Genomic DNA, 22,776 nt, shown 5'->3' on the forward strand with positions numbered 1-22,776 from the left:
CGCAGCACGCCGTATATCGCCGTCAACAGAACGCGGCGGCCTTTGAAACCTCGCTTCTCCGCTGGCGCCATGAGACGCCCAGCTTCCGACCGGAGATCGTATGATGAAAAATTTTTTGATGGCGGCGGTTGCCGCGGTGACCTTGGGCATGACCGGCGCGGCCATGGCAAGCACCCCCATCCTGAACCACGCAACCTCTGGCGCGCTTGCTCGTAACGAGCAGGTTGCCCCGCAACAGCGTCCGGCTTACCTGGCCCGTAACGAGCATGGTCCGGCGAACCACAACTATGACTACCTCGCCCGGAACGACACCGTTCTGCCGAGCCAGCGCCCGGCGTACTTGGCCCGTAACGAGCAGGTTGCCCCGCAGCAGCGCCCGGCCTACCTCGCCCGTAACGAGCAGGTGGCCCCGCAGCAGCGCCCGGCCTACCTCGCCCGTAACGAGCAGGTGGCCCCGCAACAGCGCCCGGCCTACCTCGCCCGTAACGAGCAGGTCGCCCCGCAACAGCGCCCGGCTTACCTCGCGTAATCTGGGTTCCTCTCCAAGGGCGTGTCTCACGAAAGGCCGGTCGCAAGACCGGCCTTTTCTGTGTGTGGAATAGTCTTGGCGATGCCGCCCGCGCAGTGCGATGCTCGTGCGACGGGAGAAACGTCAATGATCGATCTGCGGCCCTATAAATCGCTGGGTGGCGGCAACCACGGGTGGCTGAACACGCGGCATCACTTTTCCTTCGCGGACTACCGCGATGACGAGCGCCTCAACTGGGGCGCCTTGCGGGTGTGGAACGATGATGAGATCGCGGCGGGGGCGGGCTTTCCCGCCCACCCGCACGCGAATATGGAAATCATCACCTATGTCCGTCACGGCGCCATCACCCATGGCGACAACCTTGGCAATAAGGGCCGCACGAAAGCGGGGGATGTGCAGGTGATGAGCGCGGGCACCGGCATCCGGCACGCCGAATACAATCTCGAACCCGATCAGACAACGATCTTCCAAATCTGGATCATGCCCGATACGCGGGGCGGCGCGCCGGAATGGGGCACGAAGTCTTTCCCCAAGGAAGACCGCTCCGGCCGTTTCGTGGTGCTGGCGAGTGGGCAGGCGGCCGATTCGGACGCCCTGCGTATTCGCAGTGACGCGCGCGTCATTGGCGTCACGCTCAAGTCGGGCCAGACGGCGGATTATCCGCTCGCGGCGGGCCGGCATCTCTATCTCGTGCCTGCCACCGGCTTCGTCGATATCAATGGTCAGCGTGCGGCGGCGCGCGATGGGGTCGCCGTGGCGGATGAAACGCTGCTGCGCTTCACCGCCATTGAGGATTCGGAAATCATCATGGTCGACGCCGCTTGAACGTCGCAAGGCGGAAGGCGCTACGCTTTCCGCCCTACAGCGGCACGACGGCTCGTAGGGCGGATGAGCGCAGCGTTATCCGCCGCACCCCCCTACAGATACCGGTTGACCAGGTTTTCCAAATACTCCTGCCGGCCGGAACGCGGGGACGGGTTGATGCCGTCGCGCGCCACCAAAGCTGCCAGATCGTCCAAGCTGCGCTCGCCCTTCAGAATCGCACGCCCCTCGGCGCTGTCCCAGCCCGCATAGCGATCCTTGATAATCCCCGGCAGCACACCGTCCTCGATCATGTCCTCGGCCATCAGCAAGGCGCGGGCGCAGACATCCATGCCGCCGACATGGCCGATGAGCAGATCGTCCGGGTCCAGGGACTGGCGGCGGATCTTCGCATCGAAGTTGCAGCCGCCGGTCTTGAAGCCGCCCGCCTGGAAGAGATGGAAGAAGCCCAGCGCCATCGAGGTCGGGTCATTGGGGAACTGGTCCGTGTCCCAGCCCGATTGCCGGTCGCCGCGGTTCACGTCCAGCGAGCCGAAGATGCCGTAAGCCAGCGCCGTCGCGATTTCATGCTCGTAGGTGTGGCCCGAGAGCGTCGCGTGATTGTCCTCGATATTGACCTGAACCTCATTCTCAAGCCCGAAGCGCTTCAGGAAGCCGTAGACCGTCGCGACATCGAAATCATACTGGTGCTTGGTCGGCTCCTGCGGCTTGGGCTCGATCAGGATCGCGCCCTTGTAACCGATCTTGTGCTTGTGCTCGACGACCAAGGTCAGGAAGCGGCCGTATTGCTCGATCTCGCGGGCAAGGTCGGTATTGAGCAGCGTCTCGTAGCCCTCGCGGCCGCCCCACAGCACGTAGTTCTGGCCATTGAGCTTATGGGTGGTTTCCAGCGCATGCTTCACCTGCCCGGCGGCATAGATGAAGACCTCCGGGTCCGGGTTGGTCGCACCGCCGGCCATGAAGCGGCGGTTGGAGAATAGGTTCGCCGTGCCCCACAGCAGCCGCACCTTCTCGCTCGCCATCCGCTCGGCAAACAGATCGGCAATCACGTCCAGGTTGCGGTTGCTTTCGGCCAGGGTCGCGCCTTCCGGTGCCACGTCGCGGTCGTGGAAGCAGAAATAGGGCACGTCGAGGATGCGGAACATCTCGAACCCGACCTCGGCCTTGTGGCGCGCCATGGCCATTTCGTCGCTGCCATGCATCCAGGGGCGCAGGAAGGTCTCACCGCCGAAGGGGTCGCCGCCCGGCCAGGCGAGGGAATGCCAATAGGCGACCGCGAAACGCAGTTGCTCTTCCATGGTCTTGCCCAGAACCAAGCGGTCCTTGTCATACCAACGGAAGGCGAGCGGGTTCTTGCTGTCCCGGCCCTCGAAGCGGATGGGATCGGCCTGGGTAAAAAAGCGCGGCGTATCAGTCATGGAAGTCCTTCCTGAGCGGGGCCTTGGGCGACCCTATTGTCCGGCAGTCTTCTTATCATCCCCGGCCTGACGCGCCGCCGCAACCACCGCCATGGCGCCCAGGCTGTTCGCCATATCGGTCGGGATCAGGATCGTCGTGCCGCGATCCTTGTTCATCTCGTAAATCAGGTTCATCTGCCGCAATTGCAGTGCGACAGGGTCCTCGGCGTAAATCCGCGCCGCCTCCCTCACCTTGATGGCGATGCCGATTTCGGCGGAAGCCAGTGTTTCGCGCGCCTGCTTCTCCCGCTCGGCCTGGGCCTGCCGGCTCATCGCGTCCTGCAGCGAGTTGGGGATGGCGATATCCTTGATCTCCACCGACGTAATCTCCACGCCCCAGACGGCGGTCTTGTGGCTGATCGTTTCGCGCAATTCCTCATCCGCCGTCTTCCGATCCGACAATAACTGCGTCAGGTCGTGGCTGCCGATGGTCTCGCGCAGGCTCGTCTGCGCCACCCGCTCCACCGCCTGGCGGTAATATTCGATCTCGGTCGCGGCGCGCTTGGGGTCGACGACACGCCAGAACACGATGGCATCCATGGCGATGGACACCGTGTCGCGCGTCAGCGCTTCCTCGGCGCGGATTTCCGTCGTGCGGATACGCAGATCGACCACGGTCGCGATCGTCTCCAGGAAGGGAATGAGGGTGAACAGCCCCGGTCCGCCGAGGCCGCGAAAGCGCCCGAGTCGCAGGATGATGGCGCGGTTCCATTGGTCGGTCATCTTCAGCCAGGACGGCAGGGTGATGGCCGCTACCACCAGGATCACGGCGAGCACGATGCCGAATCCCGCCTCATGCGTGGCGTTCACCACCAGGGCGGCGATGACGAGGCATAGGGCGGAGGCGGCATAGGCGATCGGCGGAGCGTTCATGATCGGCTCTCTTCGTTGTGCCGCTCTTTATAGCGCGCCTTTGGCGGGGAAGCGGTCGGCGATCGCCGCGCGCCAGGCGGGGGGCAGCAAGGCCGAAAGCCGCGCGGCAGCTGCAATCCAAACCGGGAAGGCGCTGCGTGTCGCCTTTCGGCGGATGGCGCGCAGCATGAGGGTGGCGGCGCGCTCGGCGCTCATGATGCCGGGCATGGGAAAGGTGTTGGTGTCGGTCATGGGGGAGGTGACGAAGCCGGGGCAGAGGCTGGTCATGACGATGCCACGGCGTCGGGCGGAGGGGGCGCTTCCCACCACCCAGGAATCGACCGCTGCCTTGGACGCACAATAGGCCGGCGCGCCGGGGCCGGGAATGAAGGCGGCGACCGATGCGACGACTGCGATATGGCCGCGAATGCCGGCTGTATCGGCGGTTTGCGCGGCCATGACGCTCATGGCCGGCAGCACCGTATTCAGCACACCGTCGAGGTTGGTCGCGAAGATCGCGCGGGTCTGCGCCTCACTCTCCCCCGACATCGCGGTGCCGGCGGAGATGCCGGCATTGGCGATGACGAGGTCGAGCGGCCCCGCACGTTCGATCCAGGCCCGCATCTCTGCCGCGTCGGTCACCGTCACTGCATGCGGCAGGGCAGTCGCTCCTTTGGCGCGGCACGCGGCGGCGACGGCGTCGAGCCGCGCTGCGTCCCGGCCACCGAGATGCAGCGTCACCCCAGGCGCCGCAAGGGCGAGGGACAGGGCTTGGCCGATGCCGGAGGAGGCGCCGGTGATGAGGACATGTGCGAAGGTCATTGGGCTGATTAGCAAGCGGGCCGCATTTCCCAAACCGCGAATTCACAATACAAGGCCGGGCCATGCAGAGCGCAAATCTTCTCGCATCGATGACTGGATTCGGCGGCGCTTCCGGCGATGCCGATGGCATTGCCTGGAGCTGGGAGATGCGCAGCGTCAACGGCAAGGGTTTCGAGCCGCGTTTCCGCCTGCCCTCCGGCTGGGAAGGGCTGGAGCCAGAGTTGCGGCTGTTGCTGTCCAAGCGCCTGCGGCGCGGCAATATCAATGCGGTGCTGAGTGTGCGTGCCGAGGATCAGGCGGTGGCCGGGCCGGACCCGGAGGCGCTCGAACGCGTGCTGCGCCTGGCGACCGAATTGGCAAACCGCATTCCCGGTGCGCCGCCGCCGAGGGCGGAGCTGCTGCTCGCGCTGCCAGGCGTGCTGCGCATGTCCGCCAATGCGGGCCCCCCGGCACCGACGATCGCCCTGCGGACTACCGTGGCGGCGGGCTTCGAGCAGGCCCTCGCGGGGCTGGAGCGCGCGCGGCTTGAGGAAGGCGCGCGGCTCGCGGCCATGCTGCGCGGCCAGGTGACGGAGATCGCCGGTCTGCATGCTGAGGCCGTGGTCGCGGCGGAAGACCAGCCGCGTTTGCAACGGGACCGGATGATGGAGAGTGTGCGCGGCCTGATCGGGGAGGGCGCGTCTCTCCCTGAGGAGCGGATCGCGCAAGAAGTGGCACTCCTCGCCAGCCGGTCCGACGTGCGGGAAGAACTGGACCGGCTCGCCAGCCATATCGATGCCGCGCAGGTTCTGCTGACGGAAGGGGTGGTCGTTGGACGCCGCCTCGATTTCTTAACGCAGGAATTCAATCGGGAAGCGAATACGCTATGCAGCAAGTCAGCCTCGATCGTCCTGACGGGCATAGGACTGAGACTGCGGGCCGCAATCGAGCAGCTCCGCGAACAGGTGCAGAACGTCGAATGAGCGGCTCGGGACTTCAGCGTCGCGGCCTTTGCCTCGTCATCGCCGCGCCCTCCGGCACAGGCAAGAGCAGCCTGACGCGCGCGCTTTTGGCGGAGGAGCCGGGTCTGGCGCTGTCGATCAGCGCCACCACCCGCACGCCTCGACCGGGCGAGATCGACGGCAAGCACTATCTGTTCCGCAATACGGCGGAGTTCGAGGCGCTGCGCGACTCCGGTGGCTTGCTGGAATGGGCGCATGTCTTTGGCCGCGAAACGCTCTACGGCACGCCGCGCGCGCCGGTCGAAGCGGCGCTGGCAGCCGGCCAGGACATGATCTTCACCATTGACTGGCAGGGCTACCGGCAGATGCGGGATGCCTTGCCGCAAGATGTCGTGGGCGTGTTTCTGTTGCCGCCTTCAATGCCCGCGCTCGCCGTGCGGCTTCAGCTCCGTGGTCAGGACTCGCCTGAGGAAATCGCCCGCCGCATGGCCGTCGCGCAAAGCGAGTTGGAGCATTACACGGAGTTCGACTATGCGCTCATCAATGAGGATTTTGATGAGGCAGTGAAGGACGTCCGCGCCATATTGCGCGCCGCACGGCTCGCGACCTTCCGCCAGACCGGCCTGCACGCCTTTACGCGCATGGCCGCCGTATGAGGCGTCTTCTCCTCGCCGCGCTGCCGCTGCTGGTCGCCGGCTGCACGATCCCCGGCCAGGGGTTGGTCGGTCCCGCGCCCCAACGGCCATCGCAGGCGACTGCCCAGGACATCGCGGCACAGGCCGATCGCGTGCCGCTGGTGACCATCGGCGCCACTGCGGGACCCGATGAATACCAGTCGGCTCTCGCCCAGGCGGTGCGGCAAGCCCAGGCTCTCAAGCCGGATGTGATGTTCGACGTTCTGTCGGCCGTGCCGAGGAAGGGGACGCCGACCAAGCAGACTTTGGCGGCCAAGGCTCTGACGCCGGATGCGACCGAGGTTGCTCAGGCGATCATGGGTGACGGCGTGCCGGTGGAGCGCATCACCCTCGGCGCCGTCATCGTGCCGGGCATTCCGGGCGATGAGGTACGGGTCTACGTGCGGTAGGACCGCGCGTCCCCACCTACCGTCATCCCCGGACTTGATCCGGGGACCCATCTTCCTTGGTGGAGGCGCCCATGGATCCGCGCATCAAGTGCGCGGATGACGAGAGTGGCACGTCCTCACCCAATCCGCGTCGCCGCGCGCTCCGCGTAATCCCCGTCCATCTCGAAGCCGATGCCCGCCGCGCCCAATTGCTCGGCCGCGACCAGCGTCGTGCCGGCGCCGAGGAACGGGTCGAGCACGCGCGGCTGCGCCATACCGTGCATCCGAATGCAGCGCAGCGGCAGCGCGATCGGAAATCCCGCTGGATGATCGAACTTCTGCGCCTTGGACTTCACGGTCTCATAGGGAATGAACCAAACATTGCCGCCGCAACGGCGGTCGCGCGTATGCCCCCAGCGCGCGATATTGGACTTGTCCTTGAAGGGCACGCCGATCGCCAAACGATCGATCGCAACCTCGCCCGACTTGGTGAAATGAAAGATCGCCTCGTGATTCTGGTTGAGGAAACGCGGACTCGAGATCGGCTTGAAATGCCCGACCGTATCGTCCCCAATGCTCAGCGACTTCACCCAGGTGATGTGGTTTTGCAGCACGAAGCCCTCGCCCATGGCGCGCGCTGCGTCCGTCGCGATCCAAGGATCCTTCGCCGTGCCACCGACATTGAGGAAGAAGGATCCCTCGGGCGCCAACACGCGACGGATCGCCCGGCCTACGTCCCCAAGCCAGTCCAGATAGGCCTGGCGCGGCATCCGGTCCTGATAGGTCTTGTAGGCGACGCCGATGTTGTAGGGCGGCGAGGTCACGCAGACATCGATGCTCGCCGCTGGCAGCGCCGCCATCCCCTCCAGACAGTCGACTTGCACGATCCGCTGCCGGCCGACCGTCCACTCCCGCGCGATAGGGACGGCAACGTCCAAGTCAGCGATCCGTAAGGCGGAATTCGATTCGGCGATTGCGGGCATAGGCGTCGGTCGTGTTGCCGGTGTCGAGCGGCTGGGTATCCGCAAAGGCCGTGGCGGCGAGATGGTTCGCCGGCACACCGTCGAGAATCAAAAGCTGCACCACCGAAATCGCCCGCGCCGCAGACAATTGCCAATTGTCCTTATAGGGTCCGTTCGTTACCGGTTGGCTATCGGCATGGCCGTCCACGCGCAGCATCCAGGATAGGCCCGGCGGAATTTCGCTGGCGATGCCGCGCACGGCGGAGGCGATCTTGTCGATCTGCGCCTGACCGCCGGAGGTCATGTCGGCACTGTTCGAGGGGAACAGCACATCGCTCTGGAATACGAAGCGATCGCCGACCACGCGGATATCGGGCTGGTTCTTCAGCACATCCCGCAGCTTGCCGAAGAAGTCGCTGCGGTAGCGCTGCAACTCCTGCACCTTTGCCGCAAGGGCGAGGTTCAGTTTGCGGCCGAGATCGGCGATCTGCGCATCCTTGTCGCGTCCTGAATCGGTCTGAAGTTCCAGCGCGGCTGAAATGGCAGCGAGCTGCGCGCGGAGCTGCGCCATCTGATCGTTCAGCATGGCGAGTTCGGTATTGGCGGCGTCGGTCAATTGCTTCTGCTTGTCGAGCGCGGTGCTGCCGGCGGCGACCGCCTGTGACTGCTGGGCGAGCCGTGCCTCGTCCTGGCTCAGCGCAGCACGGGCGGTGGCGAGATCCGACTCGGCGGTGGTCGCGCGCGCCTGCAAGGCGTCGAGCTGGGTCTGAAGCTGCACCGTGCGGGCTGCGGCAATTTTGGTGGCGGCGGTGGCGGCGGCCACCGCCTCCGTCGCTTCGGACAGGGTCGCCTCGTTCTGGGTGAGACGCTGCTGTGTTTCGGTCAATGATGCCTGCAACGTCGATGTGCGGGTATTGGCGTCCGCAGCGGCAGCCGTCTGTTGCGACAGTTGTGTCTGCACGTCATTCAGCCGCGCGGTGGCGGATTGCGCCTGCACCGCTTGGTCGGACAATTGCGCCGTCAGCTTGTCGCGCGCTGAACGGAGTACGGTGACTTCGGTCGAATCCTGGCTGGCTTCGGTCTGCGCCGCGGAAAGCTGGCGCGCCAGCGCGTCTCGCGCCGTGGTGACTTCGCCGAGGTCGTGGGCGAGGCTCGCGACATTGCCTTGTAGATCGGCGGCGCGCCCCTTCTCCAGGGACAGCATGTCGGTGAGCTGCGCAATCTCCTGATTCAGACGCTCCAGCGCCTTGTCCTTGCCTGTGAGCGTGACCGACAGCATGCCCTGGGCAAGCACGAAGACCAGAAGCACGAAGATCGTGACCATGAGCAAGGTCGACAGAGCATCGACATAGCCGGGCCAGGCATCGAGGCCGTTATTCTGCCGCCTGCGATGATAGCCCGGCATTTCAGCGCGGCCCTTCGCTGATGGCGGCGATGGTACGGGTCAGCACGCGGATGTCGTTGCGAAGCTCCGAGGTGCTTTGCGCGCGGCCCTGTTCGCTCTCGGTGATGAGCCGTTGCAGCGCATGTTCGATATTACGCAGATGGGCATGGGCGACTTCGTCGGAACTGCCGCCCTTGTCGCGCTCGCCCAGGCGTTGCAAAGCGGGGATCAGGCTCGATTGGCTTTCCGCGATCCGCAGCATGAGCTGCTGATTGGCGCGCATGGTATCGGTGAAGGTATTGAGCCGGTCTGCGAGCGCCGCCAAGGTTTGGGTGGATTGCGACCGCCCTTCCTCGCCGCGCGACAGCACCGCCTGCAGGCCTTCCATATTCTCGGCCGTCTGTTCCAGCAGCGCCTGGACATAAAGCGGCACATTGCCGCCTTCGCCCTCGCCGCCGAGCACGCCGGAGGAGAGGCGCGTCAGGCCGGCGAGCCAGTCTTCCAGCTCGTTATAGAAGCGGTTCTGGGCCTGCCCGGCCTGGAGATCGAGGAAGCCCAGCACCAGGGCGCCGGCGAGGCCGAACATCGAGGAGGAGAAGGCGGTGGACATGCCGGCGAGCGGCCCGGCGAGACCGCTTTTCAATTGGTCGAAAACCGCGTTGATGTCGCCGCCGCCGACGCTCATGCCCTGGATGACGTCGGCCACAGAACTGACTGTCTTCAGCAAGCCCCAGAAGGTGCCGAGCAGGCCGAGGAAGATCATCAGCGCCGTTGCATAGCGTGACAGTTCGCGGCTTTCGTCGAGCCGGCTGCCGATGCCATCCAGCAGGCTGCGCATGGCTTGGGTGGAGAGCGTGACGCGCCCTTCGCTGCGCCCGACGGCTTCGGCGCGGGTCGCCAGCATGCGCGCCATCGGTGCCAGCAGCTTCGGCGGCGTGATGCCGGACAGCTTCTGCCGGCTGCGCTGATAGGCGCCGACCCAGGCGACCTCAGGCTCCAGCCGTAGCACCTGCCGCAGGTTCCAGATGATGCCCAGCAGCAACACGAAAAAGATGAAGGCGTTCAGCGCCGGATTGCTTCGGAAGAACAAGGCGAGCTTGGGAATGAGCGCGATGCCGACCGCGAGCACCGCTGCCAGAAAGATCAGCATCCGGATCAGGTAGGTGGTCGGTCGTGTCATGATCGGAGGGATCCGTCAGGGTGTGGGGGAAGAGGCAGCGGGCGGGACGGCGACGACCTCGACACGGTCGGCAGGCGTGCCCCCTGCCGGGCCCATGGCGAGCAGACGGATCAGAGCGGGTTTGGCGCCGGCATCCAGCAAGGCCGCTTGCACGGATTGCGCCCGCGCCAGCGACAGGCGCCGCGGCGTGGAGGCATCGTCGTCATCGTCGCCGGCGGGCGGGGAGGCGAAGGCCCGCACGATGTAATGCGCCTGGGAACCGGATCGCTGGGCGAAATCCCGCAGCATGGCCTGCTCCGCCGGCGGCAGGTCGGTATCCTGCACAAAGAAGGGCAAAGTCAGCCGATTGGCGCCTTTCGGCAGGGTCTCCGGAGCGGCGACTGCCGGCGGCACAGGTGGTGGCGGCGCGGCCGCCGGAATGCCGGGCGTGGTTTCGGCCAGTCGAGGGGCGGGCGGCACGGCTTGCGTCGGCACAGGCGGCAGGAGCGCGGGCGCGGCTGTAACGGCAGGGGGCTGAGGCTGGGCCGGGGCCAAGGTTGGTTTCTCAGGCTTTGCCACCACGGGTGGCAGCGTCACCATGGGTTTGGGCAGCGGCGGCGGGGCTGTGGGCAGGGCAGTCAATTCGGCAACCGAGGGTCCGGCGGGCGCCTTGCCCTTCGAGGCGACGGCTGTCTCGGGAACGCCGGGCGCGGCGTGGTTGCCGCGGCGCGCCAGATGACGGTGCCAATGCGACCGGTGTCGGGGCGCGTGTGCGGCGGCACCCGGCGGTTCCGGTATATGGGGTGCGCCGATGGCATTGAGCGCGTTTGGATCGACCGTCACCTGCGCCGCGAGGGGCGCGGGGGCGAGAGCCACCATCAAGGGCAGAAGAAAGGGATAAGTGCGGCGCATTCCTTTGAAATCTACGGTAGTTTTGCCACGGCGGGGAGGGGGTGCGACGCACCAATCTCTCTTCTGCTCGTAGGGTGGAAAAGCGAAGCGCATTCCACCAGCTGCCGTCCGGCGGAATACGCTGCGCTTTTCCGCCCTACGAGCTAGCTGCCTCGGCGGCGTCGAGGCCTTCGAGCACCATTTCCCGTAGCTTCGGGTGCAAATACGGGTTGCCGGCGACGATATCCTCGCCGACCTGGTCCGAGCCCTTGGGGTCGGTCACATAGCCGCCAGCCTCGCGCACGAGCAGCATGCCGGCCGCGATGTCCCAGGGCTTGATCCCGACTTCCCAATAGCCGTCGAAACGCCCGGCCGCGACCCAGGCGAGGTCGAGCGCCGCCGCGCCGAAGCGCCGGATGCCAGCCACTTGGGGCATCAAGGCGCCCAGGGTGCGGGCGAAGGCGAGGCGCTGCCGCGCGGGTGCCACCGCGAAAGGAATGCCCGTGGCGAATACCGACTGGGACAGGTCGCGCCGTGCTGACACACGCAGGCGGCGATCGTTCATGAAGGCGCCCGAACCCTTTTCGGCCCAGAACATCTCGTCCGTCGCCGGGGCATAGATCACGCCCGCCGCCAGTTCCGTGGCGCCATCCGGCAGGCGGCGTTCAAGGCCGATGCTGATCGCCCAATGCGGCATGCCGTGGAGGAAATTGGTGGTGCCATCCAGCGGATCGACGACCCAGCGCCAGGTCCAGTTGTCGGAGCCCGAGGCACCGGACTCCTCCATGAGGAAGGCGTAGCCCGGCCGCGCCTTGTTCAGGTCCTGCTTGATGGTCGCTTCGGCCTTGAGATCGGCCTGGGACACGAAGTCGGACGGTCCCTTGATGCTGACCTGAAGCTGCTCGACCTCATTGAAGTCACGCAAAAGCTGCTTGGCCGCCTTCTGCGCGGCGTTCGCCATGATGGTCAGATGGGGGGAGAGGCGCGGGGCCATGGTGACGGTGTCCCTGTCAGGACTTCGCCCGCTCCATATAAGTGCTGTCCTCGGTGCGGACCACGATGCGTTCCCCGGTCTCGATGAAGGGGGGCACCATCGTCTTGATGCCGTTGGACAGCTTGGCGGGCTTGTAGGAGCTGGTCGCGGTCTGGCCCTTGGTCACAGGATCGGCTTCGATGATTTCCAGCACGACGGACACCGGAAGATGGATGCCAACCGGGTCACCCTCCACCAGATCGAGCGTCACCGGCATATTATCTTGCAGGAAGGCCACGCCTTCGCCCAGCAAAGCGGCGGGCACCAGCGTCTGCTCATAGGTTTCCTTGTCCATCAGAACGAGGTTGTCACCGTCCGTATAGGAATAGAGGAAATCCTTGTTGTCGGTCATCAGACGCTCGACGGTGTCGGCGGTGCGCCAGCGCTCGTTCGTCTTGTTGCCGGTCTTGAGGTCGCGCATTTCGACCTGAATAAAAGCGCCGCCTTTGCCAGGGGTAATGATCTGCTGCTTGAGCACCGTCCAGCGACGGCCATCATGCTCGATCACTTGGCCGGCGCGGATAAGGTTCGCCTGCTGCTTCATCGGTCTTCTCGATCGTCGAAATAGGGAGGCGCGGCTTGTATCCTCTTAGGGTACGAGCGGCAAGCAGCTTGGCTCATTCCCTTTCGGGCACCAGCAGTGCCACGGCGGCCTGCGCCGCGATCCCCTCCCGCCGGCCGGTGAAGCCCAGCTTTTCGGTGGTCGTGGCCTTTACCGAGACGCGGGACAGCGGAACGCCGAGCAAGTCCGCCAGCCGCGCCCGCATGGCCGGCGCATGGGGCGTAATCTTCGGCTGCTCGCAGATCAGTGTCACATCGGCATTGGTGAGGATGCCGCCGCGCGCCGCGATCCGCTCGGCCGCGTGGCGCAGGAAACGGGCGCTGTCGGCGTCCTTCCACTCATTCTCGCTGGGCGGGAAATGGCGACCAATATCGCCTTCCGCCAGCGCGCCATAGATCGCGTCGCACAGCGCGTGGATGCCGACATCGGCATCCGAATGGCCGGCAAGGCCGCGTTCATGCGGCACGGTGATGCCGCACAGGATCAGCGGGCGGCCAACCTCCAAGGCATGGACATCGAAGCCGGTGCCCATGCGCGGCAGAAGGGCGGGCAAAGTCTCAGGAAGCGTCATCGGTCACCATAAAGACGTAGGAAAGGGTTCGCTGCACCAGAGTCGGTCCTGCCCGATTGCGCGTCAACCCGCTGGTGCTGTATCTGCACAAATCATGGGCAATCGCGTGACTCGGAATGAACCGTCGTTGACTCACCTACAACCGATCGCGCTCGGCGGTCAGGGCAACCCGATTATCGAGACGCCGGTGATCCTTGCCCCGATGTCGGGCGTGACCGATCTGCCCTTCCGCACTCTGGCACGGGATCTCGGGGCGGGCCTGGTCGTTTCGGAAATGATCGCATCCTGGGCGATGGTGCGGGAAAATCAGGCAACTCTGCGCATGGCGAAGGTCGCCTCCGGCGGTGGCCCCAATTCCCTCCAATTGGCCGGCTGCGATCCGGCGGCCATGGCTGAGGCGGCCCGCATCGGCATGGGCCTGGGCGCCGATATCATCGACATCAATTTCGGCTGCCCAGTGAAAAAGGTGGCCGTGGGCCAGATGGCGGGCTCGGCCCTGATGCGGGATGAATTGGGTGCCGCCCGCATTCTGGAAGCCGTGGTCCGCGCCGTGCCGGTGCCGGTGACACTCAAGATGCGCATGGGCTGGGATCACAACCATCTCAATGCCCCGACCCTTGCGCGCATCGCCGAGGATTGCGGCATCCGCATGCTCACCGTCCATGGTCGCACCCGTCAGCAATTCTATACAGGCCAGGCTGACTGGGCCTTCATTCGCCAGGTGAAGGAGGCGGTGAAGCTTCCCGTCATCGCCAATGGCGACATCATCGTCGAGGAAGATGCGGTGGAGGCTTTGGCGCAATCCGGCGCGGACGGCGTGATGATCGGGCGCGGCTGCTATGGCCGGCCTTGGTTCCTGGCCCATGTCGCGGAGTATCTCCGCACCGGCATCAAGCGGCCGGAGCCCGAGCTCGCGGCCCGCAAGGCGATCATGCTCGACCACTACGACTCCATGCTGAGCCATTTCGGCGAGCAGCCGGGCCTGCGCCTCGCCCGCAAGCACCTCGCCTGGTATTCGCGCGGGCTTCCGGGCTCCGCCGATTTCCGCGCCACGGTCACCCGCGCCGCCGAGCGGCCGGCAGTGCTGGCGCTGATCGATGCCTTCTTTGACCCCCTGATCGCGCGCGGCGTCGAAGCGCCGGCGCCGGACAAGACCGTCATGCTGGCGGAAGCCGCGTGAGCGGCGTTACCAAGGCGGTGCGTCGCACCGTCCTCTCCGTCGTTCGCCGCACGCCGGTGCCGCCGACGCCGGTTCCAGACCAGGCCGCGATCCTCGCCTCGCTCCCGGTCGCGGTGGTGGTGCTGTCGGATGAAAATCGCTTCACCTATGCCAATCCGGCGGCCGAGCAATTCCTCGGCCTGTCCGTCGCTCAGCTCGCGCAGCTTTCCCTCGCCGACGTCCTGCCCGAGGACAGCCCGCTGTTCTTGATGATCGGCCAGCTCCGGGTCGGCGTGAATTCCATCGCCGACCACGACCTCGCGTTCGAGGGGCCGCGGATGTCGAAAACCGGCATCAGCGTTCAGGGCACCACCATGCCGGAACTGCCCGGCAGCGTTCTTCTGGTCTTGCAGGACAGCTCCACCGTCCGCGCCCTCGACCGTCAGATCGCGGCGCGCAACGCCGCCCGCAGCATCACCGGCATGGCGGCCATCTTGGCCCATGAGGTCAAGAATCCGCTGTCCGGCATTCGCGGCGCCGCCCAATTGCTGGAAGCGAGCGTCGCGGAAACGGATCGGGAACTCACCGTGCTGATCCGGGACGAGGCCGATCGGATTCGCGCCCTGGTCGATCGGATGGAGGTGTTCGGCGAAAAGCCGGTGACGATGGATGCGGTCAATATCCATCGCGTGCTGGAGCATGTGCGGCGCCTCGCCCGCAACGGCTTCGCCGAGGGGCTGCGTTTCAGCGAAAGCTACGACCCGTCGCTGCCGCCGGTCTGGGGCAATCGGGACCAGCTTGTGCAGGTTCTGCTCAACCTCGTGAAGAACGCCTCGGATTCGCTTCTGAGCGGCGGCACGCAGGAGGCCGAGATCACGCTGATGACGCGCTATCAGCACGGCCTGCGCCTTGCCACACCGACCTCCGATTCCGATACCCGCGTCGATCTGCCCCTGCTGGTGGTGGTCCGCGATAACGGCCCAGGCATTTCCGAGGATATCCGGCCGCATTTGTTCGAGCCTTTCGTCAGCTCGCGGCCATCGGGACAAGGATTGGGGCTCGCCCTCGTCGCCAAGATCATCGCCGACCATGGCGGTTTGATCGAGGTTGAGAGTCGCCCCGGGCGCACTGAATTCCGGCTGCATTTGCCCATGCTCGCCGAGGAGGATGAATCATGATGCCGACCGTTCTGATTGCTGACGACGACCGGTCCATCCGTACGGTGCTGACGCAGGCGCTCGGCCGTTCCGGCTACCAGGTGCGTACCACCGGCAATGCCGCTACGCTGTGGCGCTGGGTCGAAGACGGCGAAGGCGACCTCGTCATCACCGACGTCGTGATGCCGGATGAGAACGGCCTCGACCTCATTCCCCGCATCCGCCGCCTGCGGCCCGACCTGCGTGTCGTCGTGATGAGTGCGCAATCGACCCTGATCACCGCCGTCAAGGCGACGCAGCGCGGCGCCTTTGAGTATCTGCCGAAACCCTTCGATCTGCGTGAATTGCTCGCCGTGGTCGATCGCGCCCTCGCTGTGCCGACGCCGACCGGAGACCAGCCGCCGCCGGAGCCGCGTGACGCGGACGAACGTCTGCCGCTGATCGGCCGTAGTCCGGCGATGCAGGAAATTTACCGCACCGTCGCCCGCCTCACGACCACCGATCTCACCGTCATGATCAATGGCGAGTCTGGCACGGGCAAGGAATTGGTGGCGCGCGCGCTGCATGATTACGGCCGCCGCCGCGCGGGTCCCTTCGTCGCCATCAATATGGCGGCGATTCCGCGCGAATTGATCGAGAGTGAGTTGTTCGGTCATGAGCGTGGCGCCTTCACCGGCGCCACCAGCCGCAATCAGGGTCGTTTCGAACAGGCCAGCGGCGGCACGCTGTTCCTCGATGAAATCGGGGATATGCCGCAGGAGGCACAGACCCGGCTGCTGCGCGTGTTGCAGGAGGGCGAGTTCACCGCCGTCGGGGGTCGCCAGCCCTTGCGCGCCAATGTGCGCATCATCGCCGCGACTCACAGGGACCTGCGCGCCGCCATTCGTCAGGGCCTGTTCCGTGAGGATTTGTTCTACCGCCTCAATGTCGTGCCGATCCGCCTGCCGCCCTTGCGCGAGCGGGTGGAGGACATCCCCTTGCTCGCCCGCCACTTCCTCGACAAGGCGCGCAATGACGGTCTGCCCTTCAAGTCGCTGGAGCCTTCGGCGCTCGACCGTCTGCGCGCCCATCGCTGGCCGGGCAATGTCCGCGAGCTGGAAAATCTGATGCGCCGGCTCGCCGCCCTTCATGCGCAGGAGACGATCACGGCGGAAGTCGTCGATCGGGATCTCGCGGAAGCCGCACCGGCGACGGAGGAAGACGGCTCTGCTGCGTCCGAGCCGCTGACGCGTGCCATGGAGCGGCATATTCGCCAGTTCCTGACCGCGCATGAGGAAGGGCTGATGGGCAACGACATCTATGATCGCGTCATCGCGGAAGTGGAACGGCCTTTGATCCAGCTTACGCTTCTCGCGACACGCGGCAACCAGATCAAGGCCGCCGCCATGCTGGGCCTCAATCGCAATACGCTTCGCAAGAAGATCCGCGATCTCGATGTGCCGGTCGTCCGCGGCGTTGCCTAAAGCGGAATGACATTGGTCGGAATCCGCCGCGCGACGTTGAGCTGTAGGGCGGAAAAGCGGAGCGCATTTCGCCATGCAACGGTCGTCCCATGCTGATCAGCAACACGCCTGCCTCCATGCAACTGGTCGGGGATCAGGCATCATCCCCCCGAAACCGCTCGCCGTTCCGCACGCTGCTCAACATCGCGCTCGGTAAAACCGTCACGCTCCTATTGGCGACCCTCGCGGCTGTGCTGGCGGTGGCGAGCTTCGTGATCCTGTCTGGCGGCACCTCCCTCGGTCTCAGCCATCGCGCCGTCCTCGCTCTGGTGCCCGCCAATATCGTGGTGTTGATGCTGCTGATGGCAGCCGTCTCGGTGCGTGTCGTGCGCGTGCTGGTGGAACGCAGGCGCGGCACCGCCGGCTCCAAGTTGCAGGCGCAACTCGTCCTGCTGTTCAGCGTCGTGGCTGTCACCCCCGCCATCGTCGTCGCGATCTTCGCCACGGTCTTCTTCCAGCTCGGCATCCAGGCTTGGTTTAACGAGCGGGTGCGCACGGCCCTCGATGAAAGCATGCAGGTCGCCCAGGGTTATCTGACGGAGCATAAGGACGAGATTCGGACGGATGCCTTCGCGATGGCCAATGACATGGCGCGCGCGGGCCCCTTCCTGACCAGCGATTTTTCCAATTTCGGGCGCTTCCTGACAACGCAGATCACCCTGCGCGGCCTGACCGAGGCGGTGGTCTTCCTGCCGTCGACTGGCCAGATCATCGCCTCCGCCGGTTTCATGCCGGGGGTTGGAGGCGCGCTGCCGCCACCCTGGGCCGAGGCCGTGGCGCGCGGCGGTGATGTCGTGGTCATGGGATCGCAGAACGGCACGGTCGTCAGTGGTCTCGTGCAGCTCGATTCGACGCCGCCGACGATGCTGCTGATCCAAAAGCCCGTCGATCCCGCGATTCTCGCGCATATGGCGCATACTGAAGCGGCGGTGACCGAGTATCATCGTCTCGAATCGCATCGGCACAGCCTGCAATTCACCTTCGTGGTGATCTTCGCCATCGTCGCCCTGCTGGTGCTATCGGCGGCCATTCTCTTCGGCCTGGTCTTCGCCAATCAGATCGCGCGGCCGGTCGGCCGGCTGATCCGTGCTGCCGAACGCATCCGCTCTGGCGATCTGGCGGTGCGATTGCCTGAAAGCCGGCGTGACGATGAGATCGCGGGCCTCACCCGCGCCTTCAACCGGATGACCGGGCAACTTGACGCTCAGCGGTCGGAGCTGATGAAGGCCTATAGCCAGATCGATGAGCGACGGCGCTTTACCGAGGCGGTGCTGGGTGGCGTGTCGGCCGGCGTCATCGGTCTCGACGGCAATTGCCGCATCGAACTGCCCAACCGCGCAGCCTCGCGCCTGTTGGGGGAGGATCTGATCGCCGCGATCGGCCGCCCGCTGGATGACGTGATGCCGGAATTCGCTGCCCTGATCGAAACCGTTCGCACCATGCCCGATCGCCCGCGCCGGGCGGAAATTGCCATCGGGCCGCCGACGCAGCGCCGCTTGCTCAATGTGCGGCTGGGCGCGGAGATGACGGACCAGCGCGTCGATGGCTTCGTGATCACCTTCGACGACATCACCGAACTCGCGGCCGCCCAGCGTAAGGCCGCATGGTCCGATGTGGCCCGGCGCATCGCCCATGAGATCAAGAATCCGCTGACGCCGATTCAATTGTCGGCCGAGCGGCTGAAGCGTCGCTTCTTGGGGGAGATCACCTCCGACCCTGAGACCTTCCGGCAATGCGCCGATACCATCGTCCGGCAGGTGGAGGATATCGGCCGCATGGTCGATGAGTTCTCGGCCTTCGCGCGCATGCCGCAGCCGGTCATCAAGGAAGAGGATATCGGCCAGGTCGCGCGGGATGCGTTGATGCTGCAACAGCACGCGCGCCCCGAAATTCGGTTCACGGCCGATATTCCGGCGGGTGGGTTAATGGTGGCCTGCGATCGGCGGTTGATTGGCCAGGCTTTGACGAATCTTCTTCAAAATGCCGCCGATGCGATATCGACACGTCCGGGTGCCGGTGAAATTCTTCTGACGGTCATGCAGGCGGATGGCATGGCCCGCGTCAGTGTCGCGGATGATGGGGTCGGACTGCCGCAGGCGGAACGTACGCAACTCACCGAACCCTATGTGACGACCAAGGAAAAGGGCACTGGCCTGGGCCTCGCCATCGTCAAGAAAGTCATGGAAGATCATGAGGGTCTGTTGCTTCTTGAGGATCGTCAGCCCGGCCCCGGCGCGGTCGCCACCTTGGTCTTGCCACTCCATAGTCGAAGCGAGGTGCCGGTTTTGAGGATCGCGAGGGATGATGGCTGCTGACATCCTGATCGTCGATGATGAACCCGATATCCGGATGCTCATCGATGGTGTGCTCCGCGATGAGGGCTACGAGACGCGCCAGGCCGCCAATGCGGATGACGCGATCGCGGCGTTCCATGCCCGGCGGCCCGGCCTCGTCATCCTCGATATCTGGCTGCGCAATTCCCGACTCGACGGCCTCGGCATTCTGGATGTGCTGTGCCGGGAGGAGCCGCGGGTGCCGGTCATGATGATTTCCGGCCATGGCACGATTGAAACGGCGGTCACCGCCATCCAGAAAGGCGCCTACGACTTCATCGAAAAGCCCTTCAAGGCGGATCGTCTGCTGCTCATGGTGCGCCGCGCCTTGGAAGCGGCGCGGCTCGCGGCGGAGAATGCGGAGCTGCGTCTACGCATCGGCGCGGAAACCACGCTGATCGGCGACAGCGCCGTCATGCAGGCCTTGCGCGGCGCGATCGAGCGCGTCGCCCCCACCGGCTCTCGCGTTCTCGTCCATGGCCCGGCCGGCGTCGGCAAGGAAGTGGCGGCGCGCATGATCCATGCCTTGTCGCGCCGCTCGGACCAGCCCTTCGCCGCCCTGAACTGCGCGACGCTCAACCCGGCCCGCTTCGAGGAGGAGCTTTTCGGCGTCGAGGCCGGCACCGGGCCGGGGCGGGAACCCCGACGCGCCGGCGTGTTGGAGCGTGCCCATGGCGGCACGCTGCTGCTGGATGAAGTGTCGGACATGCCGCTGGAAACCCAGGGCAAGATCGTGCGCGCCTTGCAGGACCAGGCCTTCCAGCGGGTCGGCGGGTCGTCGCGCGTCAGTGTGGATGTGCGCGTCATTTCGACCACCAACAAGGATTTGCAGGTCGAGATTGCGGCCGGCCGGTTCCGCGAAGATCTATATTACCGTCTCGCCGTGGTGCCGTTGTTGGTGCCGGCCTTGCGGCAGAGGCGCGATGACGTGCCGCCGCTGGCGCAATATTTCCTCAAGCGTGCGGCCGAGAATGCAGGCATGGCGCCGCGCGAATTGGCGGCCGATGCCATCACCGCTCTGCAGGCCTATGATTGGCCGGGCAATGTGCGGCAGTTGCGCAATCTGATGGACTGGCTGGTGATCATGGCGCCCGGCAGCCCGGCGGATCCGATTCATGCCGATGTCCTGCCGCCGGAAATCGGCGCCCATGCGCCACGCTTGCTTTCGCTTGATTCCGGCACGGACATGATGGGTCTGACGCTGCGGGAGGCGCGCGATCTGTTCGAAATCCAGTATCTTCAGGCGCAGTTGATGCGGCTCGGTGGCAATATCAGCCGCACCGCCGCTTTCGTGGGCATGGAGCGCAGCGCCTTACACCGCAAGCTGAAGCAATTGGGCGTGACGGCGGACGAACGGGGTTAGGGACGAGTTTGGTGGAATGAGCTGCGCTTTTCCACCCTACATGGTCGCTCTGTAGGGTGGAAAAGCGCAGCGCATTCCACCATCAAGCCGCCTTCACGCCCAAACGCCCCGCGAGGTCTTGGACATACTGCCAGGCGACGCGGCCCGACCGGCCGCCGCGCGTCACCGACCATTCCACGGCACCGGCACGCAGCGCCTCCCGCTCGATCGGCAGGCCCATGGCCGCCGCATAGCCCTCGATCATCGCGAAGAAGGTCGCCTGGTCGCAATTGTGGAAGCCGATCCACAGGCCGAACCGGTCGGAGAGCGACACCTTCTCCTCCACCGCCTCGCCCGGATTGATCGCGGTCGCCCGCTCGTTGTCGATCATTTCGCGCGGCATCAGGTGGCGGCGGTTGCTGGTGGCGTAGAACAGCACGTTGCCCGGCCGTCCCTCGATCCCGCCGTCGAGCACCGATTTCAGCGCCTTGTAGTCGGCATCCTCGCGCTCGAAGGACAGATCGTCGCACAGGACCACGAAGCGCTCTGGCCGGTCGCGCAGGATGTTCAGCAAGTCCGGCAATGTCCGCAGATCGTCACGATGGATTTCGATGAGCTTGAGGCCTTGGCCCCAAGCCTCGGCTGAGACGGCGGCATGGGTGGCCTTAACGAGGGAGGATTTGCCCATCCCGCGTGCGCCCCACAGCATGGCGTTGTTGGCCGGGAAGCCGCGCGCGAAGCGGCTCGTATTCTCCAGCATCACCGCCTTCTGGTGATCGACGCCACGAATGAGATCGAGCGCGACGCGGGCGATCCGTTTGACCGGAATGAGCCGAGCGGGCCCTTCCTGATCACGGGGCTGCCAGACGAAGCCTTCGGCGAGCGTCAGGTCGGTCGCGATCGCGGTCGGCGGCGCCAAACGCTCCAGCGCCAGGGCGATGCGGGTCAGCAGGTCGGGGATCGTCGCGTCCATTACAGAGTCCATTCGTCATGCGCGGTCAAAGCCCCGACGGCGGGGGCTTGACGCCGGGGGGGTGGAAACTATGGTCCGGCCCCATTCACCGCAACCCGGACGCCCTTCATGCACCTCATCTCATCGGCCTATGCACAGTCTCTCGGCGGTGGCTCGACGATGGCCAGCCTGACGCAATTTGCGCCGCTGGTCCTAATTTTCGGCGTGTTCTACTTCATTCTGATCCGGCCGCAGCAGCAGAAGCAGAAGGCCTTGAAGGCGAGCGTGGCGGCCATGAAGCGCGGTGACCGCGTTATCACCGCCGGCGGCATCCTCGGCACCGTGCAGAAGCTGCGTGAAGGCACCAACGAGGTCGAGGTCGAAATTGCCCCGAACGTCCGCGTCATCGTGTTGAAGGAGACGATCTCCTCGATCGTCAAGCCGGTCGCCGCCAATGACAGCAAGCCGGTGGCCGTTGTGCCGCCGTCGAAAGTGTCCTGAGGCGGCTTCCGCTCAGCGCACCGTTCACCCCAACACCGTCATCCCCGGGCTTGACCCGGGGACCTACCCACTGCGGCGCCCAAACACCGTCTGGGCGCCGTAACGGGTAGGCCCGCGGATCAAGTCCGCGGGCGACGATCCTTAAGCAATCAACACGTAAGAAATCGGCGATTAGCTAGCGGCGAGTTCGCTAGCGGCGAATTCGTAGTTCGCGAGCTTGTCGAGGAAGTTCTGCGTGTAATCCGGACGGCGATTGCGGAAGTCCAGGTAGTAGCTGTGCTCCCAGACATCGAGGCCGAGCAGAACCTTGCCTTCGCCCGTGGCGAGCGGGTTGGACCCGTTCGGCGTCTTGGCGATCTTCAGCTTGCCGTCGGCGGCGAGCACTAGCCAAGCCCAGCCGGAGCCGAACTGGCCGATCGCACCGGCCTTGAAGGCGGCCTTGAACTCATCGACCGAGCCGAAATCGGCGATGATCTTGGTCTCCAACGCGCCGGGCATCTTGCCGCCCGTGGGGGACAGGTTCTTCCAGAACAGGATGTGGTTCCAATGCTGGCCGGAATTGTTGAAGACCGGCGCCATGTCGCTCTGCCCATAGGAAAGCTTCACGATCTCTTCCAGGGATTTGCCCTGTAGAGCCGGGTTCTTCTCCACGAAGCCGTTCAGCGCCGTCACATAGGCCTGATGGTGCTTGCCGTGGTGCAGTTCCAACGTCTCCTGGCACATGCCCGCCTCAGCCAGGGCCGAGGTGTCGAAAGGCAGCGGGGGAAGCTCGAAAGCCATGG

General features: G+C 65.3%; 22 protein-coding genes and 1 pseudogene. 11 read left to right on the forward strand and 12 right to left on the reverse strand.

Annotated features, from left to right (window positions below; all coding sequences use genetic code 11):
* Window positions 1-100: 100 nt before the first annotated feature.
* Entirely contained in the window at window positions 101-529 is a 429-nt protein-coding gene (locus QP803_RS05975; RefSeq protein WP_284946872.1) for a hypothetical protein, read from the forward strand.
* Window positions 530-655: 126 nt separating this feature from the next.
* Entirely contained in the window at window positions 656-1,354 is a 699-nt protein-coding gene (locus QP803_RS05980) for a pirin family protein (protein WP_284946873.1), read from the forward strand.
* A 92-nt stretch (window positions 1,355-1,446) separates the two neighbouring features.
* Here QP803_RS05980 and xylA read toward each other — a convergent pair whose 3' ends face one another.
* The 3 genes from xylA to QP803_RS05995 are packed head-to-tail and all read right to left on the reverse strand — an operon-like array spanning window position 1,447 to window position 4,482.
* Entirely contained in the window at window positions 1,447-2,769 is a 1,323-nt protein-coding gene (gene xylA / locus QP803_RS05985) for a xylose isomerase (RefSeq protein WP_284946874.1), read from the reverse strand.
* Between the two features lie 33 nt (window positions 2,770-2,802).
* Entirely contained in the window at window positions 2,803-3,681 is an 879-nt protein-coding gene (locus tag QP803_RS05990; protein ID WP_284946875.1) for a slipin family protein, read from the reverse strand.
* A gap of 27 nt (window positions 3,682-3,708) precedes the next feature.
* The gene (locus QP803_RS05995; RefSeq protein ID WP_284946876.1) at window positions 3,709-4,482 is read right to left on the reverse strand and encodes an SDR family NAD(P)-dependent oxidoreductase; all 774 of its coding nucleotides are present in this window, start codon (window positions 4,480-4,482) and stop codon (window positions 3,709-3,711) included.
* Window positions 4,483-4,544: 62 nt separating this feature from the next.
* Between QP803_RS05995 and QP803_RS06000 the strand changes: the two genes are divergently transcribed.
* From QP803_RS06000 to QP803_RS06010, 3 genes are read left to right on the forward strand one after another with little or no spacing between them, the layout of a single operon-like run.
* The gene (locus tag QP803_RS06000) at window positions 4,545-5,444 is read left to right on the forward strand and encodes a YicC/YloC family endoribonuclease (RefSeq protein WP_284946877.1); all 900 of its coding nucleotides are present in this window, start codon (window positions 4,545-4,547) and stop codon (window positions 5,442-5,444) included.
* Window positions 5,441-6,079: a guanylate kinase gene (gene gmk, locus QP803_RS06005; protein ID WP_284946878.1), complete on the forward strand. Its 639-nt coding sequence runs from the start codon at window positions 5,441-5,443 to the stop codon at window positions 6,077-6,079. The genes QP803_RS06000 and gmk overlap by 4 nt, the downstream gene beginning before the upstream one ends.
* Window positions 6,076-6,507: a hypothetical protein gene (locus QP803_RS06010; RefSeq protein ID WP_284946879.1), complete on the forward strand. Its 432-nt coding sequence runs from the start codon at window positions 6,076-6,078 to the stop codon at window positions 6,505-6,507. Before gmk ends, QP803_RS06010 begins: the two co-directional genes overlap by 4 nt.
* A 116-nt stretch (window positions 6,508-6,623) precedes the next feature.
* Here the strand turns inward: QP803_RS06010 and QP803_RS06015 are convergent, their stop codons facing one another.
* The 7 genes and pseudogenes from QP803_RS06015 to ispF all read right to left on the reverse strand — a co-directional run.
* A complete protein-coding gene (locus QP803_RS06015) occupies window positions 6,624-7,469 on the reverse strand; it encodes a DNA-methyltransferase (RefSeq protein ID WP_434082888.1) in 846 nt (281 codons plus the stop codon).
* Entirely contained in the window at window positions 7,426-8,853 is a 1,428-nt protein-coding gene (locus QP803_RS06020) for a peptidoglycan -binding protein (protein ID WP_284946881.1), read from the reverse strand. Before QP803_RS06020 ends, QP803_RS06015 begins: the two co-directional genes overlap by 44 nt.
* A 1-nt stretch (window position 8,854) precedes the next feature.
* Entirely contained in the window at window positions 8,855-10,012 is a 1,158-nt protein-coding gene (locus QP803_RS06025; RefSeq protein WP_284946882.1) for a flagellar motor protein MotA, read from the reverse strand.
* A 15-nt stretch (window positions 10,013-10,027) separates the two neighbouring features.
* Window positions 10,028-10,903 (reverse strand): OmpA family protein, encoded by an 876-nt coding sequence (locus QP803_RS06030; RefSeq protein ID WP_284946883.1) that lies wholly within the window; start codon window positions 10,901-10,903, stop codon window positions 10,028-10,030.
* A gap of 136 nt (window positions 10,904-11,039) precedes the next feature.
* Window positions 11,040-11,876, reverse strand: coding sequence for an inositol monophosphatase family protein (locus tag QP803_RS06035; protein WP_284946884.1), 837 nt, complete (start codon window positions 11,874-11,876; stop codon window positions 11,040-11,042).
* Between the two features lie 16 nt (window positions 11,877-11,892).
* Window positions 11,893-12,459 carry an elongation factor P gene (gene efp, locus QP803_RS06040; RefSeq protein WP_284946885.1) on the reverse strand — a complete coding sequence of 189 codons (567 nt, stop codon included), beginning with the start codon at window positions 12,457-12,459 and terminating at the stop codon, window positions 11,893-11,895.
* A 73-nt stretch (window positions 12,460-12,532) separates the two neighbouring features.
* A pseudogene (gene ispF / locus QP803_RS06045) lies at window positions 12,533-13,027 on the reverse strand (2-C-methyl-D-erythritol 2,4-cyclodiphosphate synthase); the annotation flags it as partial.
* A 115-nt stretch (window positions 13,028-13,142) separates the two neighbouring features.
* Here ispF and dusB point away from each other — a divergent pair.
* The 5 genes from dusB (at window position 13,143) to ntrX (ending at window position 20,562) form a co-directional block, all read left to right on the forward strand.
* Window positions 13,143-14,228 carry a tRNA dihydrouridine synthase DusB gene (gene dusB, locus QP803_RS06050; protein WP_284946887.1) on the forward strand — a complete coding sequence of 362 codons (1,086 nt, stop codon included), beginning with the start codon at window positions 13,143-13,145 and terminating at the stop codon, window positions 14,226-14,228.
* On the forward strand, window positions 14,225-15,385 hold the full coding sequence (locus tag QP803_RS06055; protein ID WP_434082889.1) for a two-component system sensor histidine kinase NtrB: 1,161 nt from the start codon (window positions 14,225-14,227) through the stop codon (window positions 15,383-15,385). Before dusB ends, QP803_RS06055 begins: the two co-directional genes overlap by 4 nt.
* The gene (ntrC, locus tag QP803_RS06060) at window positions 15,382-16,827 is read left to right on the forward strand and encodes a nitrogen regulation protein NR(I) (protein ID WP_491546793.1); all 1,446 of its coding nucleotides are present in this window, start codon (window positions 15,382-15,384) and stop codon (window positions 16,825-16,827) included. The genes QP803_RS06055 and ntrC overlap by 4 nt, the downstream gene beginning before the upstream one ends.
* Window positions 16,828-16,916: 89 nt before the next feature.
* A complete protein-coding gene (locus QP803_RS06065; protein ID WP_284946888.1) occupies window positions 16,917-19,181 on the forward strand; it encodes a sensor histidine kinase NtrY-like in 2,265 nt (754 codons plus the stop codon).
* Complete coding sequence (gene ntrX, locus QP803_RS06070; protein WP_284947836.1) at window positions 19,171-20,562, forward strand: nitrogen assimilation response regulator NtrX; 1,392 nt, start codon at window positions 19,171-19,173, stop codon at window positions 20,560-20,562. Before QP803_RS06065 ends, ntrX begins: the two co-directional genes overlap by 11 nt.
* A gap of 82 nt (window positions 20,563-20,644) precedes the next feature.
* On the opposite strand, the gene QP803_RS06075 is transcribed toward ntrX, so the two are convergent.
* Window positions 20,645-21,514, reverse strand: a complete 870-nt coding sequence (locus QP803_RS06075) for an ATP-binding protein (RefSeq protein ID WP_284946889.1) — start codon at window positions 21,512-21,514, stop codon at window positions 20,645-20,647.
* Window positions 21,515-21,622: 108 nt separating this feature from the next.
* Here QP803_RS06075 and yajC point away from each other — a divergent pair, with 108 nt between their 5' ends.
* Window positions 21,623-21,994, forward strand: coding sequence for a preprotein translocase subunit YajC (gene yajC, locus QP803_RS06080; RefSeq protein WP_284946890.1), 372 nt, complete (start codon window positions 21,623-21,625; stop codon window positions 21,992-21,994).
* A gap of 171 nt (window positions 21,995-22,165) precedes the next feature.
* Here the strand turns inward: yajC and QP803_RS06085 are convergent, their stop codons facing one another.
* Window positions 22,166-22,774, reverse strand: coding sequence for a superoxide dismutase (locus QP803_RS06085; RefSeq protein WP_284946891.1), 609 nt, complete (start codon window positions 22,772-22,774; stop codon window positions 22,166-22,168).
* Between the last annotated feature and the right edge of the window lie 2 nt (window positions 22,775-22,776).

The sequence above is a fragment of the Acidisoma sp. PAMC 29798 genome (assembly GCF_030252425.1).
GTDB lineage: Bacteria > Pseudomonadota > Alphaproteobacteria > Acetobacterales > Acetobacteraceae > Acidisoma > Acidisoma cladoniae.

Coding starts and splice junctions, on each gene's coding strand:
- xylA (WP_284946874.1), bottom strand. CDS start 2,769: ATGACTGATACGCCGCGCTTTTTTACCCAGGCCGATCCCATCCGCTTC.
- QP803_RS06000 (WP_284946877.1), top strand. CDS start 4,545: ATGCAGAGCGCAAATCTTCTCGCATCGATGACTGGATTCGGCGGCGCT.
- dusB (WP_284946887.1), top strand. CDS start 13,143: ATGGGCAATCGCGTGACTCGGAATGAACCGTCGTTGACTCACCTACAA.
- QP803_RS05980 (WP_284946873.1), top strand. CDS start 656: ATGATCGATCTGCGGCCCTATAAATCGCTGGGTGGCGGCAACCACGGG.
- QP803_RS06030 (WP_284946883.1), bottom strand. CDS start 10,903: ATGCGCCGCACTTATCCCTTTCTTCTGCCCTTGATGGTGGCTCTCGCC.
- QP803_RS06015 (WP_434082888.1), bottom strand. CDS start 7,469: ATGCCCGCAATCGCCGAATCGAATTCCGCCTTACGGATCGCTGACTTG.
- QP803_RS06065 (WP_284946888.1), top strand. CDS start 16,917: ATGCTGATCAGCAACACGCCTGCCTCCATGCAACTGGTCGGGGATCAG.
- ntrC (WP_491546793.1), top strand. CDS start 15,382: ATGATGCCGACCGTTCTGATTGCTGACGACGACCGGTCCATCCGTACG.
- QP803_RS06020 (WP_284946881.1), bottom strand. CDS start 8,853: ATGCCGGGCTATCATCGCAGGCGGCAGAATAACGGCCTCGATGCCTGG.
- QP803_RS06025 (WP_284946882.1), bottom strand. CDS start 10,012: ATGACACGACCGACCACCTACCTGATCCGGATGCTGATCTTTCTGGCA.
- ntrX (WP_284947836.1), top strand. CDS start 19,171: ATGGCTGCTGACATCCTGATCGTCGATGATGAACCCGATATCCGGATG.
- gmk (WP_284946878.1), top strand. CDS start 5,441: ATGAGCGGCTCGGGACTTCAGCGTCGCGGCCTTTGCCTCGTCATCGCC.
- QP803_RS06085 (WP_284946891.1), bottom strand. CDS start 22,774: ATGGCTTTCGAGCTTCCCCCGCTGCCTTTCGACACCTCGGCCCTGGCT.
- QP803_RS06010 (WP_284946879.1), top strand. CDS start 6,076: ATGAGGCGTCTTCTCCTCGCCGCGCTGCCGCTGCTGGTCGCCGGCTGC.
- efp (WP_284946885.1), bottom strand. CDS start 12,459: ATGAAGCAGCAGGCGAACCTTATCCGCGCCGGCCAAGTGATCGAGCAT.
- QP803_RS05995 (WP_284946876.1), bottom strand. CDS start 4,482: ATGACCTTCGCACATGTCCTCATCACCGGCGCCTCCTCCGGCATCGGC.
- QP803_RS06035 (WP_284946884.1), bottom strand. CDS start 11,876: ATGGCCCCGCGCCTCTCCCCCCATCTGACCATCATGGCGAACGCCGCG.
- yajC (WP_284946890.1), top strand. CDS start 21,623: ATGCACCTCATCTCATCGGCCTATGCACAGTCTCTCGGCGGTGGCTCG.
- QP803_RS05975 (WP_284946872.1), top strand. CDS start 101: ATGATGAAAAATTTTTTGATGGCGGCGGTTGCCGCGGTGACCTTGGGC.
- QP803_RS06075 (WP_284946889.1), bottom strand. CDS start 21,514: ATGGACGCGACGATCCCCGACCTGCTGACCCGCATCGCCCTGGCGCTG.
- QP803_RS05990 (WP_284946875.1), bottom strand. CDS start 3,681: ATGAACGCTCCGCCGATCGCCTATGCCGCCTCCGCCCTATGCCTCGTC.